General features: G+C 74.1%; 21 protein-coding genes and 1 riboswitch. Of the genes, 5 read left to right on the top strand and 16 right to left on the bottom strand.

Features of this window, described 5'->3' with window-relative positions:
- Positions 1-14: 14 nt before the first annotated feature.
- A complete protein-coding gene (locus CO540_RS01840; protein WP_216642325.1) occupies positions 15-1,244 on the bottom strand; it encodes a glycosyltransferase family 39 protein in 1,230 nt (409 codons plus the stop codon).
- A 185-nt stretch (positions 1,245-1,429) separates the two neighbouring features.
- Here CO540_RS01840 and CO540_RS01835 point away from each other — a divergent pair, with 185 nt between their 5' ends.
- The 5 genes from CO540_RS01835 to CO540_RS01820 all read left to right on the top strand — a co-directional run bounded on the left by CO540_RS01835 (position 1,430) and on the right by CO540_RS01820 (position 5,765).
- Positions 1,430-2,905, top strand: a complete 1,476-nt coding sequence (locus CO540_RS01835) for an NAD(P)/FAD-dependent oxidoreductase (protein ID WP_099160637.1) — start codon at positions 1,430-1,432, stop codon at positions 2,903-2,905.
- Between the two features lie 69 nt (positions 2,906-2,974).
- Positions 2,975-3,085, top strand: a riboswitch (SAM riboswitch).
- Positions 3,086-3,121: 36 nt separating this feature from the next.
- Positions 3,122-3,247 carry a hypothetical protein gene (locus tag CO540_RS31120; RefSeq protein WP_256386030.1) on the top strand — a complete coding sequence of 42 codons (126 nt, stop codon included), beginning with the start codon at positions 3,122-3,124 and terminating at the stop codon, positions 3,245-3,247.
- A 105-nt stretch (positions 3,248-3,352) separates the two neighbouring features.
- Positions 3,353-4,210, top strand: coding sequence for an ABC transporter substrate-binding protein (locus CO540_RS01830; RefSeq protein ID WP_099160636.1), 858 nt, complete (start codon positions 3,353-3,355; stop codon positions 4,208-4,210).
- Positions 4,211-4,248: 38 nt separating this feature from the next.
- Positions 4,249-5,025: an amino acid ABC transporter permease gene (locus CO540_RS01825; RefSeq protein WP_099160635.1), complete on the top strand. Its 777-nt coding sequence runs from the start codon at positions 4,249-4,251 to the stop codon at positions 5,023-5,025.
- The gene (locus tag CO540_RS01820; protein WP_099160634.1) at positions 5,022-5,765 is read left to right on the top strand and encodes an amino acid ABC transporter ATP-binding protein; all 744 of its coding nucleotides are present in this window, start codon (positions 5,022-5,024) and stop codon (positions 5,763-5,765) included. The genes CO540_RS01825 and CO540_RS01820 overlap by 4 nt, the downstream gene beginning before the upstream one ends.
- Positions 5,766-5,774: 9 nt before the next feature.
- On the opposite strand, the gene CO540_RS01815 is transcribed toward CO540_RS01820, so the two are convergent.
- The 15 genes from CO540_RS01815 to CO540_RS01745 form a co-directional block, all read right to left on the bottom strand.
- Complete coding sequence (locus CO540_RS01815; RefSeq protein ID WP_098744473.1) at positions 5,775-6,695, bottom strand: carbohydrate ABC transporter permease; 921 nt, start codon at positions 6,693-6,695, stop codon at positions 5,775-5,777.
- On the bottom strand, positions 6,692-7,705 hold the full coding sequence (locus CO540_RS01810; RefSeq protein WP_099160633.1) for a sugar ABC transporter permease: 1,014 nt from the start codon (positions 7,703-7,705) through the stop codon (positions 6,692-6,694). The genes CO540_RS01815 and CO540_RS01810 overlap by 4 nt, the downstream gene beginning before the upstream one ends.
- Positions 7,702-9,375, bottom strand: a complete 1,674-nt coding sequence (locus CO540_RS01805; protein ID WP_099160632.1) for an extracellular solute-binding protein — start codon at positions 9,373-9,375, stop codon at positions 7,702-7,704. Before CO540_RS01805 ends, CO540_RS01810 begins: the two co-directional genes overlap by 4 nt.
- A gap of 102 nt (positions 9,376-9,477) precedes the next feature.
- Positions 9,478-10,167: a dihydrofolate reductase family protein gene (locus CO540_RS01800; RefSeq protein WP_099160631.1), complete on the bottom strand. Its 690-nt coding sequence runs from the start codon at positions 10,165-10,167 to the stop codon at positions 9,478-9,480.
- The gene (gene ribA / locus CO540_RS01795) at positions 10,164-10,793 is read right to left on the bottom strand and encodes a GTP cyclohydrolase II (protein ID WP_099160630.1); all 630 of its coding nucleotides are present in this window, start codon (positions 10,791-10,793) and stop codon (positions 10,164-10,166) included. Before ribA ends, CO540_RS01800 begins: the two co-directional genes overlap by 4 nt.
- Positions 10,794-10,861: 68 nt before the next feature.
- A complete protein-coding gene (locus CO540_RS01790) occupies positions 10,862-11,830 on the bottom strand; it encodes a lysylphosphatidylglycerol synthase transmembrane domain-containing protein (RefSeq protein ID WP_172967974.1) in 969 nt (322 codons plus the stop codon).
- Between the two features lie 90 nt (positions 11,831-11,920).
- A complete protein-coding gene (locus tag CO540_RS01785) occupies positions 11,921-12,730 on the bottom strand; it encodes a class I SAM-dependent methyltransferase (protein WP_099160628.1) in 810 nt (269 codons plus the stop codon).
- Entirely contained in the window at positions 12,727-13,764 is a 1,038-nt protein-coding gene (locus tag CO540_RS01780; RefSeq protein WP_099160627.1) for a glycosyltransferase family 4 protein, read from the bottom strand. Before CO540_RS01780 ends, CO540_RS01785 begins: the two co-directional genes overlap by 4 nt.
- Positions 13,765-13,768: 4 nt before the next feature.
- Complete coding sequence (locus CO540_RS01775; RefSeq protein WP_099164541.1) at positions 13,769-14,167, bottom strand: 6-carboxytetrahydropterin synthase; 399 nt, start codon at positions 14,165-14,167, stop codon at positions 13,769-13,771.
- A gap of 2 nt (positions 14,168-14,169) precedes the next feature.
- Positions 14,170-15,189, bottom strand: a complete 1,020-nt coding sequence (locus tag CO540_RS01770; protein WP_371682265.1) for a zinc-binding alcohol dehydrogenase — start codon at positions 15,187-15,189, stop codon at positions 14,170-14,172.
- Between the two features lie 50 nt (positions 15,190-15,239).
- A complete protein-coding gene (locus tag CO540_RS01765; RefSeq protein ID WP_253866354.1) occupies positions 15,240-15,518 on the bottom strand; it encodes a hypothetical protein in 279 nt (92 codons plus the stop codon).
- A 96-nt stretch (positions 15,519-15,614) separates the two neighbouring features.
- On the bottom strand, positions 15,615-16,676 hold the full coding sequence (locus tag CO540_RS01760; RefSeq protein ID WP_099160625.1) for an ABC transporter ATP-binding protein: 1,062 nt from the start codon (positions 16,674-16,676) through the stop codon (positions 15,615-15,617).
- Positions 16,673-17,470 carry an ABC transporter permease gene (locus CO540_RS01755; RefSeq protein WP_099160624.1) on the bottom strand — a complete coding sequence of 266 codons (798 nt, stop codon included), beginning with the start codon at positions 17,468-17,470 and terminating at the stop codon, positions 16,673-16,675. Before CO540_RS01755 ends, CO540_RS01760 begins: the two co-directional genes overlap by 4 nt.
- Complete coding sequence (gene modA / locus CO540_RS01750) at positions 17,467-18,255, bottom strand: molybdate ABC transporter substrate-binding protein (RefSeq protein WP_099160623.1); 789 nt, start codon at positions 18,253-18,255, stop codon at positions 17,467-17,469. The genes CO540_RS01755 and modA overlap by 4 nt, the downstream gene beginning before the upstream one ends.
- Positions 18,252-18,653: a molybdopterin-binding protein gene (locus CO540_RS01745; RefSeq protein ID WP_091577490.1), complete on the bottom strand. Its 402-nt coding sequence runs from the start codon at positions 18,651-18,653 to the stop codon at positions 18,252-18,254. The genes modA and CO540_RS01745 overlap by 4 nt, the downstream gene beginning before the upstream one ends.
- Positions 18,654-18,761: the final 108 nt, after the last annotated feature.

Genomic DNA, 18,761 nt, shown 5'->3' with positions numbered 1-18,761 from the left:
CATAGCAAGCCCTGTCAGATGATCAGGTGGGTCCAGTAGGTGAGCCAGACCGCGAACAGCGCGCCCTGCACCAACGCCAGCACCGCGGTGAGCCAGGGGTCGAGGCCGGGGCGGCGCGCCCAGCGGGCCAGCACCAGCGCGACCGGGAACGCGGCGAGCAGGTAGCGCAGCAGGCTCCGGTACACCGGCGGACCCATCGACAGCGGCACCAGCACCACGACCAGCGTGTAGACCAGGTACGGCCAGTCGGCCCGGCGCCGCAGCCCGACCACGGCCACGACCAGCGCCGCCACCACGAGCCACACCCGCAGCGCGTCGGCCGAGTTGTCACCGGCCAGCGCCGATCCGGCCACCGTCAGCGGGTTCTGCAACCGGATCCCCCAGCCGGTCTCCTGGGCGTGCTGGTAGGCGAACCAGTCGCCGGCCTGCCAGCGGCAGAACGCCATGAACGTCAACCAGCCCGCCGGCACCAGCAGCAGCGGCCAGCCCTCGCGCAGCAGCCGGGGCCAGGCGCGGGGTCCCGCACGCCAGCCGTGCTCGCGCAGCAGCACCAGGGCCAGCGGCAGCACGACGAGGAAGCCGACGGACCGGCTCAGCGCCAGGACGTAGCCGACGATCCCGACCACCAGCCAGCGCCGCCGCTCGGCGTACCAGAAGGCGGCCAGGGCGAGGCAGAGGAAGAGCGACTCGGTCAGCGCCGCCTGGAAGAGGAACGCGGTCGGCAACAGCAGCAGGTAGCGCACCGCCCGCCGGCCGTCGCCGAGCAGCCGACCCCCGAGCCGGTACGCGTAGTAGAGCTGGACCACCAGCGCCACGTTGCTGACCAGCAGCAGCGCCCAGGCGGTGTGCCCGCCCAGCAGCGGCGCGAGGGGGCGGGCCAGGAACGGGTAGAGCAGCGGGAACCCGAAGTCCGGCCAGGGCCGGTCCAGCGGCAGCCGGGCCAGGTGGTCGTAGAGGAACGAGTCCCAGGCGAACCAGAGCGACACCCAGCGGTACGACGAGACGGCGTCCTGCTGGTCGCGCATCAGCGCCTCGGCGGCCGGCGGCGCGCCGGGCACCCCGTCCCACGCGGCCAGCACCAGCACGCCGACCAGGCTGAGCACCAGCTTGGAGCCGACGAAGACGGCGAACACGAAACCCCAGGGCTCGGGCACCCGACGGGCCGTCGCCGCCAGCCGGGCCGCCGCCCCGGGCCGGCCCGGTGCGGGCACGTCGGCCGGGCCGGCCCGCCGTTCGTCCGTCATCGCGCTCCCACCGGTCGCCCCGCGACCGACCCCCGGACCGGGAAACCCGACCCGCATCCCCGTTCCGGCCGGGTCCACACCATCCGGGCCGATGTGTCGGCCGGTGTGCCACGGCAGGTGAGGACGCCGGCAGGACGGGTAAGGGCGGTGCCGCATCGGCGGGCTGGGCGGGGGGCGCGGAGGGCATGGGTGAGGGTGGTTCAACGGTGGTCGTCGGGGCGGGGCCGGCGGGGCTGACCGCCGCGTACGAGCTGCGGCGGCACGGCCTGCCGGTCCGGGTCTACGAGGCCGACGACGTGGTGGGCGGGATCAGCCGCACGGTGGAGCGCGACGGATGGCGCTTCGACATCGGCGGGCACCGGTTCTTCACCAAGGTCTCCCGGGTCGAGGACTTCTGGCACGAGATCCTGCCGGACGAGGACTTCCTGCTGCGGCCACGGATGAGCCGGATCTACTACCGGGGCGCCCTCTACGACTACCCGCTCAACGCCGGCAACGCGCTGCGCAACCTGGGGGTGTGGGAGGCGCTGCGGTGTCTCGGCTCGTACGGCCGGGCCCGGCTGCGCCCGCCGAAGGACCAGTCGCACTTCGAGGGGTGGGTGTCGGCCCGGTTCGGCTGGCGGCTCTACTCGATCTTCTTCAAGACCTACACCGAGAAGGTCTGGGGGATGCCGGCGGACCACCTTCAGGCCGACTGGGCCGCCCAGCGGATCAAGAACCTGTCGCTGGCGACCGCGATGCGCAACGCGCTGCTGCCCGGCCGCCGTCGGACGGACGTGACCAGCCTGATCGAGGAGTTCCAGTATCCGAAGCACGGGCCGGGGATGATGTGGGAACGCTGCGCCGAGGAGGTCGTCCGGCGGGGCGGCACGGTCGCCACCGGCTCGTGGGTGAGCGAGGTGCACCGGGACCCGGCCGCCCGGCGGGCCACGGCCGTGACGGTGGTCGACGCGGACGGGGCACGCACCGAGCCCGCCGCGCACGTGATCTCCTCGATGCCGATCTCCGCGCTGGTGCACGCCATGCGTCCGGCCGCCCCGCCGGAGGTCCGGGCGGCCGCGGACGACCTGCGGTACCGGGACTTCCTCACCGTCGCGCTGGTGGTGCCGGCGGAGTTCTCGTTCCCGGACAACTGGATCTACGTGCACGACCCGGCGGCCCGGGTCGGGCGGATCCAGAACTTCGGCTCCTGGTCGCCGTACCTGGTCAAGGACGGCCGGACCTGCCTGGGGCTGGAGTACTTCGTCTTCGAGGGCGACGAGATGTGGCGGACCCCGGACGCGGAGCTGGTCCGGTTCGCCACCGCCGAGCTGGAGCGGCTGGGGCTGGTCCGGCCCGGCTGCGTCGAGGCGGGACACGTGGTGCGGATGCCCAAGGCGTACCCGGTGTACGACGAGCGGTACCAGCACAACGTGGATGTGATCCGGGGGTGGCTGGCCCGGGAGGCGCCGAACGTGCACCCGGTCGGGCGCAACGGCATGCACCGGTACAACAACGCGGACCACTCGATGCTCACCGCCATGCTGACCGCCGAGAACATCGCGCACGGCGCGGGCCACGACGTCTGGACGGTCAACGTCGAGCAGGACTACCACGAGCACCGCGGCCCGTCCCGGCACGGCACGGGCCGGGACGCCCCGGTGATGCCGGCACGGCGGTAAGGCCCGGCGCGTGAGAGGGGTCATAACGGCTGGACGACCCGCACGGCGGTGCTGCTAGCCTTTCGGGCAGGTCATGAGCGCCAGCGTCAAGCCCCGGCTCGCTGGCCGGCAACCCTCCACCACGGTGGGGTGCTCCGGGTGAGGACCAGGCGCCGGCAGCCGTCGGCGCAAGCGTGGCCTGGCACCCAGGTCAGCACCGACCGACCAGGGAGACCGATGTTCGCACCACCCTCCACCCGCACCGGCGACACCGCCGCGCACCCGGCCGGCGTCGCGCTGGTCAAGCGCCGCCACGTCGACCTGATGCGGGTGTGCAGCGACGCCTGTCGCGACGCGCGCTGAGCGAGCGCTTCCCCCTTCCCCGATCCACCCTTCCCGGCCCCGCCGTGCCCGGCGGCGCCGGTACCGGCACGCGCCCCGCGTGTCCGTCCACTCTGGAGATACATCGTGCGTATCCGTACCGTCCTGACCCGCGCCGCCGCCGTCGGCGCCGCCGCCGTGCTCGCCGCGACCGCGCTGACCGCGTGCGGCGGGAACGACTCCACCGACGAGGCCGCCAACCCGTACGGCCTGCTCCAGCCCGGGGTGATCCGGGCCGGCACGCTCACCGACGCGCCGCCGAACGTCTACCTGAAGGACGGGAAGTTCACCGGCTTCGACAACGACCTGCTCACCGCCGTCGCCGGCAAGGTCGGCCTGAAGGTCGAGTTCGTCGGCACCGACTTCTCCGCCCTGCTGTCCCAGGTCAACAACCGCAAGTTCGACGTGGGCAGCTCCTCGATCACCGTCACCGAGGCGCGGAAGAAGACCGTCGACTTCGGCAACGGCTACGACTTCGGCTACTTCGGCCTGGACGTGCCGGCCGGCTCCCCGATCACCGGGTTCGACCAGCTCGCCGGCAAGCGGGTGGTGGTGGTCCAGGGCACCGTGCAGGACGACTTCGCCACCCGGGAGAACCTCGACCCGGTGCGGGTGCCCGACTACAACGGCGCGGTCAACCAGCTCAAGGCCGGCACCGCCGACGCCTGGATCGCGCCCGCCGAGATCGGTGACAAGTCCGCCGCGGACAGCAACGGCAAGATCAAGGTCGCGGCGAAGCAGCTCAGCCCGGCCCCGACCGCGTATGCCGTGGCCAAGGGCAACGACAAGCTGCGCGAGGCGCTGGACAAGGGGCTCGACGAGGTGATCGCCGACGGCACCTGGAGCCGCCTGCAGGCGCAGTACTACCCGGGCCGGCCGATCCCGGCCGACTTCACCCCCGGCAGCGGCTCGGTCCCGGTGCCGTCGCCGTCGGCCGCCTCCTGAGCAGGTGACCGGGCCCGAGCAGAGCGGACGGAGGAACGATGGATCCACTGAGCACCCTCTGGGAGACCTTCTTCGACGGTGACTCGATGCGCGAGGCGCTGCCCGAGATGCTGACCGTCGGGCTGCCCAACACGCTGATCCTGGCGGTCTCCGCCGCCCTGCTCGGTTCGGTGCTGGGCATGCTGCTGGCCGTCGCGGGCATCTCGCGTACCCGGTGGTTGCGGTGGCCGGCCCGGGTCTACACCGACGTGTTCCGCGGCCTGCCGGCCGCGGCGACCATCCTGCTCATCGGCGTCGGCCTGGCGCCGCTGGGCATGGAGGTGTGGGGACCGAACCCCTACCCGCTGGGCGTGCTGGCGCTGTCCCTGATCGCCGCCGCCTACCTGGGCGAGATCTTCCGAGCCGGCATCCTGAGCGTGGAGGCGGCCCAGTTGGAGGGCGCGCGGGCGCTCGGCTTCTCCTGGGCCGAGTCGATGCGGCTGGTGATCATCCCGCAGGGTGTCCGCCGGGTGCTGCCCGCCTGGGTCAACCAGCTGATCGCGTTGATCAAGGACTCCAGCCTGGTCTACTTCCTCGGCCTGCTGGCCAGCCAGCGCGAGCTGTTCCGGATCGGCCAGGACTACGCGGCGAACACCGGCAACCAGTCCGCGCTGCTGCTCGCCGGCCTGTTCTACCTGGTCCTGACCGTGCCGCTGACGCACGCGGTCAACTGGCTGGACCGGCGGCTGCGGCAGGGCCGCCCGGCCGCGCCGCCCGAGCCCGAGCCCGACCTGACGCCGGCCGGCGTCAGCCCGACCGGAGGGAACCCTCGATGACCACCGGCACCGTCACCTCGGTCAGCCTCACCGTGCGCGACGTGCACCTGGCCTTCGGCGCGCACCGGGTGCTGCGCGGCGCGGACCTGGACGTGGCCCGCGGCGGCACGGCCTGCGTGATCGGACCGTCCGGCTCCGGCAAGTCCACGCTGCTGCGCACGATCAACCGGCTGATCGAGCCGGACCGGGGCGACGTCCTGCTGGACGGACGCAGCGTGCTGGGCGACGACCCGGACGCGTTGCGGCAGCGGATCGGCATGGTGTTCCAACAGTTCAACCTCTTCCCGCACCTGAGCGTGCTGCGCAACGTCACGCTCGCGCTGCGCAAGCTCAAGAAGCTCGACGAGGACGAGGCGGTGGCGCTCGCCCGCGCCCAGCTCGACCTGGTCGGGCTGGCCGCGAAGGCCGACGCCCGGCCGGCGCAGCTCTCCGGCGGCCAGCAGCAGCGCGTGGCCATCGCCCGGGCGCTCGCGCTGCGCCCGCAGGTGATGCTCTTCGACGAGGCCACCTCGGCGCTGGACCCGGAGCTGGTCAAGGGCGTGCTCGCGGTGATGGCGGACCTCGCCGCCGCCGGCATGACGATGGTGGTGGTCACGCACGAGATGGGCTTCGCCCGCACCGTGGCCGACACGGTCGCGTTCATGGACGCCGGTGTGGTGCTGGAGGCCGGGCCGCCGGCCGCCGTGTTCGAGGCGCCCGAGCACCCGCGGCTGCGGCGGTTCCTGTCCCAGGTGCTGTGAGCGCAGGCGTCAGCCCTTGACCGCGCCGATCAGCACGCCCTTGACGAAGTGCCGCTGGACGAACGGGTAGACCGCGACGATCGGCGCGACGGTCAGCACCACCACCGCCATCTTGATCGCCTCGGTCGGTGGCATGGTCACCCCGGTGGTGCCGCCCGAGGTGTGCGGCGCCTGCCCGGCCAGCAGGTAGCTCTGCAACACCCGCTGGATCGGGTACATGTCGTTGCGGTCGATGAACAGCAACGCGTCGAACCACACGTTCCAGTAACTGACCGCGTAGAAGAGGCCGACCACGGCGATCACCGCGCGGGACAGCGGCAGCACGATCCGCCCGAGGGTCCGGAAGTCGCTCGCGCCGTCGATGCGGGCGCTGTCCAGCAGCTCCTGCGGGATGCCCTGGAAGAAGCCGCGCACCACGACGAGGTTGAACACGCTGATCGCCGGCGGCAGGACCAGCGCCCAGACGGTGTCCTTCAGGCCCAGCCCGGTGACCACCAGGTAGCGCGGCACCAGCGGCGGGTAGACCAGGAACGGGATCAGGAAGTACGCGAGCAGCCAGCGGTGGCCCAGCGAGCCCGGCCGGGACAGCCCGTACGCGGCCAGCACGGTGACGGTCAGCGCGATCACCGTGCCGAGCACGGTGACCAGCGTGCTGATCCACAGCGCCCGGGTGACCGCCCCGCCGGCCAGGATGGTCCGGTACGCCGAGGTGTCGATGCCCTTCGGCACGACCACCAGGCCACCGGCGGCGGCGATCGTCTCGCGGGAGGAGAGGCTGGTCACCAGGATCACCCAGAGCGGAAAGAGCACCCCGGCCACCAGCAGGGTGAGCAGGACGGCCTTGAGCGCCTGGCCGACCGGGTTCGGTCGTTCCTCCCACACCGGACGGCGGGGGCGCGTGCCGGTCGACCGGCGGCTGGTCGCGGTCATGACTTCGCGTAGATCCCTCGTTCGCCGAGCAGGTGCGCCACCCGGTTCGCGGCGAGGATCAGCACGAGGCCGACGACGGCCTTGAACAGCCCGGCCGCCGCGCCGTAGCCGTAGTTTCCGGTGGCGATGGAGAAGTGGTAGACGAAGGTGTCGAGCACCTCGGCGGCCTGCCGGCCGACCGCGTCGCGTTGCAGCAGGAACTGCTCGAAGCCGACCGAGAGCGCGTCGCCGAGACGCAGGATGAGCAGCAGCACGATCACCGGGCGCAGGCCGGGCAGCGTGATGTGCCACAGCCGTCGCCACCGCCCGGCGCCGTCCGCGGCGGCCGCCTCGTAGAGGCTCTGGTCGATCGTGGACAGCGCGGCCAGGAAGACGATGGTGCCCCAGCCCACGTCCTTCCACACCGCCTCGGCGGTGACCAGGACGATGAACGTGTCCGGATCGGTCATCACGTTCCACGGTTGCATGCCGGCATCGCGCATGGTCTGCGCCAGCAGTCCCGCGCCGCCGAACATGGCCACGAAGAAGGTGACCACCAGCACCCAGCTGAAGAAGTGCGGCAGGTAGACGATCGTCTGGACGAGGCCGCGCAGCCGGTTGGAGAGCAGGTTGTGCAGCATGACCGCCAACACGATCGGCAGCGGGAAGAAGAACACCAACTGGAACGCCGTGATGGCGAGGGTGTTGCGGAACGCGTCCCAGAACGCCGGGTCGTCGAAGAGGAGCTGGAACTGACCGAAGCCGATCCAGTTGCTGTGCGTGAACGCCTGCCACGGGTTGTCGCCCAGGTAGGGGTTGTAGTCCTGGAACGCGATGACGTTGCCGGCGATCGGCAGGTAGCTGAAGACCAGCAGGATGCCGAAACCGGGCGCCACCATGGCCAGTAGTTGCCAGTCGCGGCGCAGCCGTGTGCCCAGCGGCACGCGGCGACGGCGCGGCGTGCGGGCCGGTGGGGCCGGGGCGTCGGGTCGGGCCCGCTCGGGCCCGACCACGACGGCCGGCTCGCTCACTTGGCCGTCTTCGGCAGCGAGTCGGCGAGCAGCTTGCGGGCTTCCTCCCCACCGCCCGCCTTCCACTCGGCGACGATGGCGTCCACGTCGCTCATCGGACGCCGGCCGCGCAGGAGGTCGGTGAACTTGTCCTCCGTCGGCACCTGGTTGGCCTTGTAGGCGGCCGGCATCTCCAGCTTCACCCCGTCCCAGGGGTCCTTCTCCAGGAACGGGACCATCTGGTTGGAGTAGTTCAGCACGTCCGGGACGTAGCGGGGGGTGTCCGGGAACGGCCCGATGGTGGGGTTGCGACCACTGATGAAGAAGTACTGGTTGGCGATCTCCTTGAACGCCAGGTCGGTCTTCACCGGCCCGTTCGGCGACCTGGTGTGGTGCCGGCCCTCGACGCCGAAGTCGCGGAGCTGGGCCTCCTGGCTGCCCAGCGGCGCGGAGCACCAGTTGATGATCCGCAGCAGCTCCCGGACCCGGTCCTTGCCGAGGCCCTTCCGGACGAAGGTGTAGGAGATCGGCTTGTCCGCCCGCCAGACCAGCGGGTCGCCACCAGTGGCGGAGAAGACCGGCACCGCCTGGATGTTCAACGCGGGGTTGGTCTTCTGGTGCTCGGCCTGGGCGCCCTGCCACATGCCCATGCCGTCCTGCTTGAACACGATGGCGCCGTTCTTGGCGAACAGTTGCTTGGCGTCCGCGCCCCGGCTGGCCACGACGTCCGGGTGGACCAGGCCGTCCTGGTAGATCCTGGCCATCACCTCGAGAGCCTGGCGGAACTCCGGCGTCTCGTACTTGAACTCCGGCGTCCCGTCGGAGCGCAGCCGCCATCCCTGCTTGGAGGCGGGGACCCGATGGAACATCTGGATCATGGCGAAGACGTCGTCGAACGCCCACACCTTGCGGGCCGGGTCGGTGACCTGCTTGGCGACGGTGAGCAGGTCGTCGAGGTTCGACGGCACGGCCAGGCCGCGCGCGTCGAGCAGGTCCTTGCGGGTGAACAGCACCCACGGGAACGGCGAGTCGGTGGGGTTGGGCACGGACACCAGCCGCTCGTTCCAGACCGCCTCGCGCCAGGCGCCGGTCGGAAAGCTGGCCAGCATCGGGTACGCGTCGACGGCGTCGCCCCTGAGGTGGTCGGTGAGGTCCTCGAAGAGCACCTTGATCGCCTCGGCGAAGCGCGGGATCTTCTCCACCTCCCACCCCGGTACGCAGAGCAGCTCCGGCACGTCCCGCGCGCTGAGCATGGCGTTGAGCTTGTCGGCGTAGGTGACGCCGTCCTGGATGGTGAAGGTGACCGGCGTGCCCAGTTCGGCGTTGACGGCCTGGAGGTAGGCGCTCTGCGCGGTGCCGGGCGGCGCCGCCCCCCAGGCGGGCGTCATCGCGGTGACCTGCTTGCCGCTGGTTCCCGGCTTGTCGGTGACGGCGTCGACCAGGGTGGCCGGATAGCTGGTGTATCCGTCGGCCACCGGCCGGGTGCCGACGATGTCGGGCTTGACGCCGCCGGCCAGGTCCTTGTGCGTCGGCAACACGCCGGAGACGGCGTCGAGCTGTTGGGCGCCGCCGGAGCCCGCCGGCTTCTCGGAGCAGCCGGCGAGCAGCGGGCCGGCGGTGGTCGCGGCCACGCCGAGGCCCACCAGGCCGAGGAAGCGGCGACGGGAGGAGCCCGGGTCGGGGTGGGTCATCGGTCCCCCTTCGGAAAGGGTCCACGGGACATTAGTTCGTATGGATTATCAACAAACTAATATCGACAGTGGTCTCGCACAAGGGCGGACCTTGACGGCGGGTCAGGCCAGGCAGCGATCGGAGAGCGCGTAGCGGGTGAGCACCACGTCGCCGATCTGGCGGACCTCGACGACCCGGGCGCGGCGCCCCGGGTGCCACGGGAACCGGCCGTCCCCGACGAAGCGGGGCGCCCGCCGGTCCCCCACGAAGAAGGGCGCGACCACCAGGTGCAGCTCGTCGGCCAGCCCGGCGGTGAGGAACTGGCAGTGCACCGAGCCGCCGCCCTCGACCATCAGCCGGCTCACCCCACGCCCGGCCAGGTCGGCGACGACCGCCTCCGGGGTGACCGGCTCCCCGGCGTCGACCACCGTGGCCACCGCGCCGACCTGCTCCCGGGCCTTGTCCACCACGCCGCTCGGGCAGTAGACGAGCTTCGCCCCGTCGCCCGCGGTGAAGAACCGGGCCGCCGGATCGAGGTCGCCGCTGCCGGTCACCGTGACCTTCACCGGCGACGGGGCCAACCCCCGCGCCACCCGATCGGCGCGCCGGCGCTCGCTGCGCACCAGCAGCCGCGGGTCGTCCCGGCGGACCGTCGCCGCGCCCACCATGATCGCGTCGCACCCGGCCCGGGTCGCGTCCACCCGGTCCAGGTCGTCGTCGTTGGAGAGCAGCAGCCGCTCGGTCGTCGCGTCGTCGATGTAGCCGTCGATCGACATGGCGCAGCTGAGCAGCACGTACGGTCGGCCGGTCACGGCACGAACGGCAGGTCGAGGGCGTGGTCGGCGCGGGTGACCTTGGCCGCCAGGTAGTCGGCGTTCGCCGGGGACAGGTGCACGCCGGTGGACACCCGGTCGGCCACCGTGACGCCGAGCCGCTCCAACTGGGCCGCCTTGTCCGGATTGTTGCTGAGCAGGGCCACCCGGTCCACCCCCAGCGCGGCGAGCATCTGCGCGGCCACGGTGTAGTCCCGCTCGTCGGCGCCCCGCCCGAGCGCCAGGTTCGCCTCGTACGTGTCGAGGCCGTCGTCCTGCAGCGCGTAGGCGTCGAGCTTGGCGTACAGGCCGATGCCCCGGCCCTCCTGCCGCAGGTAGAGCAGGTAGCCGCCGGCGTCGGCGATCCGCTCCACCGCCTCCCGCAACTGCGGGCCGCAGTCGCAGCGCTGGCTGCCGAACACGTCCCCGGTGAGGCACTCGCTGTGCGGACGGACCAACGGCGGGTCGGCGGCCTCGTGGTCGCCGAGCCCGAACGCCAGGTGCTCGCGGCCGTCCGCCAGGCCGTGGAAGGTGTGCACCGTGGCGGTGGTCACGTATCCGTCGGGGAACCTGAGCGGGACCGTGACCCGGGTCCGGACCGTCGCGTTGGGCAGGGTTTCGTCCATGGTTCTCCTCCGTCCGGTCGCCGGGCGGACCCGACGACGCACACCTCGCACCCTCACCGTAGGCGGGATCACCGACAGTTGCCGGGCTCCCGGCGCGGCAGGCGGCGCACCAGCAGCACCGCGGCGCCGGGCAGGCTGGCCACCAGGACCAGCGCGCCGTAGACCGTGCCGGTGGCGACGCCCTGCGCGGCGGTCAGCCCGGCCGACGCGAACGCCCACGCGGCCACCCCCTCCCGCGGGCCGAACCCGCCCACGTTCAGCGGCACCGCCATGGCGAGCAGCGCGAGCAGCGTCAGGGGCAGCAGGCGGGACAGCGGGGCGTCCGCGCCGGCCGTGCGGGCGGCCACCACGAAGGTGGCCAGGTGGCCGGCGAACACCACGGTCGAGGCCACCACCACGCCGGCCCAGGTCCGGCGGCCCAGCAGCCCGCAGCGCACGTCGGCGAGCGCGGTCCGCGCCGCCCGCGCCCAGCGGGACGCACCGGAGCGGGGCACCGCGCGGGCGGCCAGCACCAGCGCCAGCGCGACCACGGCCAGGCCGGCGGCCAGCGCCGGCAGGTACGGGCGGACCGGGGACGGGAACGCGGCCAGCAGCCCCACCGCGATGACCACCTGGACCACCTGCCCGGCGGTGCGCTCCCAGACCACCGCCCGGACGCCCCGGGCCACGTCCCCGGCGTCGCGGCCGTGCCGCACCGCCCGGTGCACGTCGCCGAGCACCCCGCCGGGCAGGGTGGAGTTGAGGAAGACCGCCCGGTAGCAGTGCGCCACCGCGGCCCGCATCGGCAGCCGTACGCCCAGCCCGCCGGCGACCAGGGACCAGCGCCAGGCGCAGCAGACCGTGGTGACCACGCCGATGCCGAGCGCGGCCGCGAGCGCCGGCGCGTCGATCAGCCGCAGTCCGGCCAGGAACGGACCGGTGCCCACGGAGGCGACCAGCACCGCCAGCACCGCCAGCCCGGCGAGCGGACGTACCCAGGCCCGGCCCACCCGGGCGAGGCGGGCCCGGGCCCGGCGCGACCGGACGGGCGCGGGCATGACGGCCGGTACGGACCCGGCGACGGCGACGTGTGACAAGCGGTCCTCCCTCGTTCCCACCGGATGTCACGTGTCGGCGGGCCGTACGGTTCAGCCGGCGAGCAGGTCGGCGTGGTGCAGCACGACCTCCACGCGGCCGACGGCGGCCTCGTCGAGCCGCCACTTCCTATACGTCGCGGCGGGCCCGGCCAGATGCGGTCGTTCCTCGACGGCCGCGTCGACCCAGCCGGCGAGCCACTCGGCGGCCAGCGCGGCCTGCTCCGGGCCGAGCCGCCACGGCGTGGACCGCACCGCCACCTCGACGCCGTGGCGGGCGAACGCGGCCACCGTCGCGTCCACCGCGTCCGGCCCGAGCAGCACCCGCCCGTCGACGGTGCGCCGCTGGTGGGCGTTGAACGCGGCGGTCAGCGCGGCGTCCAGCGGGTGCGGCGGGGTGAGCTCCGCCCGGCCGAGCACGGTGAGCGCGAACAGCGTCAGATGCCCGGCGCAGGCCGCCGCCATCCGGTCGATCTCCTCGGCGGTGAGCATGTCCAGCAGCGCCGACGCGGTGACCAGGTGGGCGTCGGCCAGGTCGGCGGCGGTCAACCGGGTGATGTCCGAGCCCCGCGTGGTCACGGTGACCGGGCCGCCGTCGGCGGCGGTGAGCCGCCCGGCGCCGGCCAGCGCCAGCAGGTCGGCGTCGCGTTCGTGCAGCACCCAGTGCTGCGGGCCGGGTAGTCGGGGGGCCAGCCAGCGAGCCATCGAGCCGGTGCCGCTGCCCAGGTCGTGCACGACCAGCGGCCGGTCGGCGGGGAGCCGGTCCCGGACCGCGTCGGCCAGCTCGGTCGAGCGGGCGGCGGCGTCGGCGGGCTCACGTAGCCGGAGCCAGTCCGCGAAGTCGGGCGGGAGTGAGGTGGTCATGCCGCGGTCGCCTCCTTGAGCGCGGTCGCCAGCCGGTCCACGGTGACCGGCCAGCCGGTGAGGGTGTGCCGCCGCTGCCGGGCGGCGCGGCGCAGCCGGTCCCGCAGGGCGGGGTCGGTGAGCCAGCGGCGCAGCGCGTCGGCGGTCGCGCCCGGGTCCTCCGGTGGCACCAGCAGGCCCGGCCGGTCGCCGTCGGGGGCGTGCCCGAGCGTGGCCGGCAGGCCGCCGGTGTCGCCGGCCAGCACCGGCACGCCCCGGGCCAGGGCCTCGGTGACCACCATGCCGTACGTCTCCCGCCGCGAGGGCAGGACCAGCAGATCGGCGGCGGCGTACGCGGCGGCCAGGTCGTCGCCGGTGCGGGGGCCGGTCAGGCGCACCCGGTCGGCGAGGCCGGTGTCGACCAGCCGTCGACGCGTCCGGTCGACGAACCGCGGGTCCCGGTCCAGCGGCCCCACCCAGTCGCACGTCCAGGCCAGGTCCGCGACCCGGGCCAGCGCCGCGGCGAGCACGTCGTGGCCCTTGATCGGGGTGACCGCCGCGACGCAGAGCAGCCGACCGCCGCCGGGCGTGCCGGGGGCGAGCGGCGCCGGGTCGACCCCGGGCTCGGCGACCACCACCCGGCTGCCGGCGAGCCCATGGTGGTCGAGCAGCCGCCGCCGGGTCCAGTCGCTGGTGGCGACCACCGCGGTCGCCGCCGCCAGCGCCCGGCCCTCGGCCTCGCCCTCGATCGGCAGGTGCACCAGCACCACCAGGCGCAGCCGGCCGGCGTGCGGGGTGAGCACGTCCGGCACGGTCGAGGCGACCAGGCCGTCGAGCAGCACGACCGCGTCGTCGGGCAGCCCGCCGAGCAGCCCGGCCAGCTCGGCCCGCTCGCGTTGCGCCGGGTGCGGCCAGCCGCCCGGCACCGGGTGCTCGCGCACGGCCCAGCCGAGCGCGGCCAGTCCCCGGCAGACGTGCCGGTCGTAGGCGTTGCCGCCGCTGGGGTTCGCCGGGTCGTCGATGTCGCCCGGCAGCACCACGTGGACGGCGGTCATCCGGTCACAGCGACCGTTCGTAGCTCGCCCAGGCGACGTGCGACTCGTGCAGGGTGACGGTGATCCCGGCCAGCCCCCGAGCCCCCTCCCCCAGCCGTCCGGCGTGCACCGCGTCGGCGAGCCGGTCGGCCACGGTGCGGGCCAGCACCTCGGTGGTGGTGTTCACCCCGGCGAAGGCCGGCTCGTCGTCGAGGTTGCGGTAGGTCAGCTCGCCGAGCACGGCCCTGAGCTGCTCGGTGGCCAGCCCGATGTCGACCACGATCCCGTCGGCGTCCAGGTCGGCGCGGCGGAACGTGGCGTCGACGACGAACGTCGCGCCGTGCAGCCGCTGGGCCGGGCCGAAGACCTCGCCGCGGAAGCTGTGGGCGACCATCATGTGGTCCCGGACGGTCACGCTGAACACGTTCACTCCTCGCCGTAGGTGATGAGATGGCACAGCGCCGGCAGCTCGCCCGAGGCGAGCCGGTCCAGCACGTCGGGCAGGTCGGTGAAGCGGGACCGGCCGGTGAGCAGCGCGTCGAACGCGGGGTCGGCCAGCAGGTCCAGGGCGAGGGCGAGCCGGTCGGCGTAGCTGCGGTCGGCGCGCCGGGGCGACACGGTGCCGACCTGGCTGCTGCGGATGCCGAGCCGCCGGGAGTGGAACGCGCCGCCGAGCGAGAGGGTGACGGGCCGGTCGCCGTACCAGCTCAGCTCCAGCACGGTGCCCTCCGGGCGGAGCAGCTCCAGGCCGCGTTGCAACCCGTCGGCGGTGGCGCTGGCGTGCACCACCAGATCGCGCTCGCCGGCCGCGTCGGCGGGCAGGGCGAAGTCGACGCCGAGCGCCGCGGCCACCGCGGCCCGCGCCGGGTCGGCGTCGACCAGCTCCACCCGGACGCCGGGGAAGCGGGCCAGCAGGGCGGCCACGCCGCACCCGACCATGCCACCGCCGATCACGGTGACCCGGTCGCCGACCAGCGGCGCGGCGTCCCAGAGCGCGTTCACCGCGGTCTCCACGGTGCCGGCCAGCACCGCGCGCGCCGCCGGCACCCCGTCCGGCACGACCACCACGGCGTCGGCCGGGACCACGTACGCGCTCTGGTGCGGGTGCAGGCAGAACACGGTACGACCGCACAGCTCCGCCGGGCCTTCCTCGACCGTGCCCACGCTGAGGTAGCCGTACTTGACCGGCGCGGGGAAGTCGCCGGACTGGAACGGGGCACGCATGGCGGCGTACTGGTCGACCGGGACCCGACCGCTGAAGACCAGCGTCTCGGTGCCCCGACTGACGCCGGAGAACCGGGCCCGGACCAGCACCTCGTCGGGGCCGGGCGGGGCGAGCCGGACCGGCCGGATCTCGCCCTGGCCGGGAGCGCGCAGCCAGAAGGCGTGGGCGTCGACCGTCACGAACTCTCCTCTTCCCCGCATTCCGACCGAGTTGTCGATCATAAACACGGAAGCGGGGCGTCCACGGTTCGAACCGCCCGGCCCCGCGACGCTCAGGCGGCGCGCCGCCGGTCGCGGGTCGGCCGGCCGGCGGACCCGTCGTATCCGGCGCGACGGCCGGCGTCCCCGGCCAGCCCCATGGCCTTGTGCGCCGCGGTGAACGGCGGGCAGGGCGCCGGGCGGCCGGCGCAGAGCAGGCTGGTGCAGCGGCCGGCCGGGTCCGGCCGGTGCGCGGCGGCCACGTCGTACGCGGCGCGCCACAGCAGCGGATCGGTGACGCCCTCGGGCAGGGCGGCGTCCTGACTGGACCTGGTCCGGATCGCGTCGGGCACCGGTGTCCCCCTTCCGTCGTGGCTCACCGTCCCAGTGACCGGAGGAGCCGACGTCAAACCTCCCACCTGCGCACATTCTCCGACCAGCGGGATATCTCACGCCCGGTAGGCGCGCGTCTCGGCGGCCTTCACCGCCGCCCAGACCGGTTGGCCGGGGCGCAGCCCGAGTTGCGCCGCCGCGGCGGGTGTGACGTCGGCGGCCACCTCGACCGGCCCGGCGAGCTGCACCCGCAGGTTGTCGCCGTGCCGCTGCACCCCGGTCACCGTGGCCGGCCAGACGTTGCGCGGGCTGCCCTCGGGACGCGTCGGGTGCAGCGCGACGGCGGCCGGCGGGAACGCGACGAACGCCTCCCCGTGCACGCTGTCGGCGGTGGTCAGGGCGAGGCCGCCGACGGTGACGCTGCGCCCGTCGGCCCGGCCGCGGTGCAGGTTGAGCCCGACCAGCCGGGCCACGTAGTCGGTGCGCGGCCGGGCCGTGACGGTCGCCGCGTCGCCCTCCTGCACCACCCGGCCGTGCTCGACGATGACCAGCCGGTCGGCCAGCACCAGGGCGTCCAGCGGATCGTGGGTGACCAGCAGCGTCGCGCCGGGATGGGCGGCGAGGTGGCGTTGCAGTTCGGCGCGGGTGTCCAGCCGGGTCCGGGCGTCGAGCGCGGCGAGCGGCTCGTCGAGCAGCAGCAGGGTCGGCTCGACGGCGAGCGCGCGGGCCAGCGCCACCCGCTGGGCCTGCCCGCCGGAGAGCTGCCGGGGCCGCCGTCGGGCCTGCTCGCCGAGGCCGACCCGGTCCAGCCAGCCCTGCGCCCGGGCCCGGGCGGCACGCCGGTCGGCACCCCGGCGGCGGGGTCCGAAGGCCACGTTGTCCAGCGCGCTCAGGTGCGGGAAGAGCAGGTAGTCCTGGAACACCACGCCGACCGGCCGCCGCTCCGGCGGCGTCCACACCCGCCGGTCGGGCCGGTCCAGGTCGACGCCGTCGAGGGTGAGGTGCCCGGCGGCGAGGGGGTGCAGCCCGGCCAGCACCCGCAGCGCCGTGGTCTTGCCGGCGCCGTTCGGGCCGAGCAGCGCCACCACCTCCCCGGCGGCGATGCGCAGCCGCACGTCCAGTCCGAACGTGTCCCGCTCGGCGACCAGGTGCGCGTCCAGCAGGGCACTGGCGCTCATGAGGCACCGACCCAGCGGTCGCGCAGGCCGGCGAGGATGGCCACGGAGACGACGAGCAGGATGAGGCTGAGCACGATGGCCGCCTGCGGGTCCGTCTCCAGGGCCAGGTAGACGGCGAGCGGCATGGTCTGGGTCCGGCCGGGATAGTTGCCGGCGAACGTGATGGTGGCGCCGAACTCGCCCAGCGCGCGGGCCCAGCAGAGCACCGCGCCGGCCGCCACGCCGGGGGCGACCAGCGGCAGGGTGACCCGGGTGAAGGTGGTCCAGCGGCCGGCGCCGAGCGTGGCCGCTGCCTCCTCGTAGCGGGGGTCGGCGGCGCGCAGCGCCCCCTCGACCGCGATGACCAGGAACGGCATGGCGACGAACGCCTCGGCCAGCACCACCCCGGCGGTGGTGAACGGCAGCGTCACGCCGAACGTGTCGTCCAGCCACGACCCGAGCAGCCCGCGCCGGCCGAAGACCAGCAGCAGCGCCACGCCGCCGACCACCGGCGGCAGCACCAGCGGCACCGTGACCAGCGCGCGAACCAGCCGCCGCCCGGGGAACTCCACCCGGGCCAGGAGCCAGGCCAGGGGTACGCCGAGCGCGACGCAGAGCAGGGTGGCGGCGGTGGCGGTCTCCAGGGACAGCCGCAGCGCGGTGAGCACACCCGGTTCGCCGAGCCGCCGGGGCAGCGTGGTCCAGGGCGCCCGGACCAGCAGGCCGACCAACGGCAGGACGAGGAAGACCAGCCCCAGCCCGGCGGGGACGAGCAGGGCGGCCGGGACCCGTTGCCGGCGTACCGCGCGGTTCACGACCCGGACGCGGCCTGGAAACCGGCGGCGGTGAGCACGGCCAGACCCGCGTCGGAGCGGACGAAGTCGACGAAGGTGCGGGCGCCCTCGGGGTTGCCGGCGCCGCGCAGCACCACGATCGGGTAGTCGTTGACCGCCCGGGCGGACTCGGGGAACTCGACCGCGTCCAGGTCGGCGGCGGCGGCGCGGACGTCGGTGCGGTAGACCAGCGCGGCGTCGACCTCACCGAGGCGCAGCTTGGCCAGCGCGCCCTTGACGTCCTGTTCCAGGGTGACCGGGGTGAGCCGGACGCCGCCGGCGTCCAACGCGGTCCGGGCCGCCGCGCCGCACGGCACCTGCTCCGCGCAGAGCGCCACCTTGACACCGGGCCGGGCGAGGTCGGCCAGGCCGGCGACCCGGCCCGGGTTGCCCTTCGGCACGGCGACGACAAGCTGGTTGCGGACCAGGACGGACGGGTCGCCGGCGGCGTCACCGGCGTCGGTGACCGTCCTCATCGTCGCCGGGGACGCCGCCACGAACACGTCGGCCGGCGCGCCCTGGGTGATCTGGGTGGCCAGCGCCGAACTGCCGGCGAAGTTGAACGTGACGGTGCTGCCCGGGTGGGCGGCCTCGAAGTCCGTGCCGAGCCGGGTGAAGGACTCGGTGAGCGAGGCGGCGGCGAACACGGTCACCGCATCGCCGCCGTCCCGCCCGGCCGCCGGTCCGTCCGTCCCGCCGCAACCGGCGAGGGCGAGCGCCGCCACGAGCGCGCCGGCGAGGGTGGCGCGGAGCCGTCGTACGGTCACGGGTTGGTCCTTCCCTTGGGCGCGGGGGCGCGCTCCACCACCACGGTGGTCGACTTGATCACGGCGACGGCGACGGAGCCGACCCGGAGGTCGAGGTCGTCGACGGCCTCGCGGCTCATCAGCGACACCACCCGGAACGGCCCGGCCTGGATGTCGACCTGGGCCATCACGGTGTCCTTGACGACGGCGGTGACGATGCCGCGCAGCCGGTTGCGGGCCGAGGTGAGCTCGGGGTGGCCGGGGGCGCGGACGAACGCGGCCAGGTCGGCGCCGTCGAGCACCCGGTGGCCGTGCTCGTCGCGGGCGGCCGGCAACCGGCCGGCGTCGATCCAGCGCCGGACCGTGTCCGCGCTGACCCCGAGCAGTTCGGCCGCCTCGCCGATCCGGAACACCGTCACGCCGGCCACCCTATCGGCACGCAGGTGCGGCCGGGAAGGGGCTTCGGACCTCGCATGCGCGAGGCGCTACGCCACCTGGACGCCGTACGTGCGTGCCGCCGGGGTGCG

This window comes from Micromonospora sp. WMMA2032 (assembly GCF_002688545.1).
Taxonomy (GTDB): Bacteria; Actinomycetota; Actinomycetes; order Mycobacteriales; family Micromonosporaceae; genus Micromonospora; species Micromonospora sediminicola.
The sequence above is the reverse complement of the archived record's forward strand: the minus strand, read 5'-3'. Positions and strand labels throughout refer to the sequence as shown.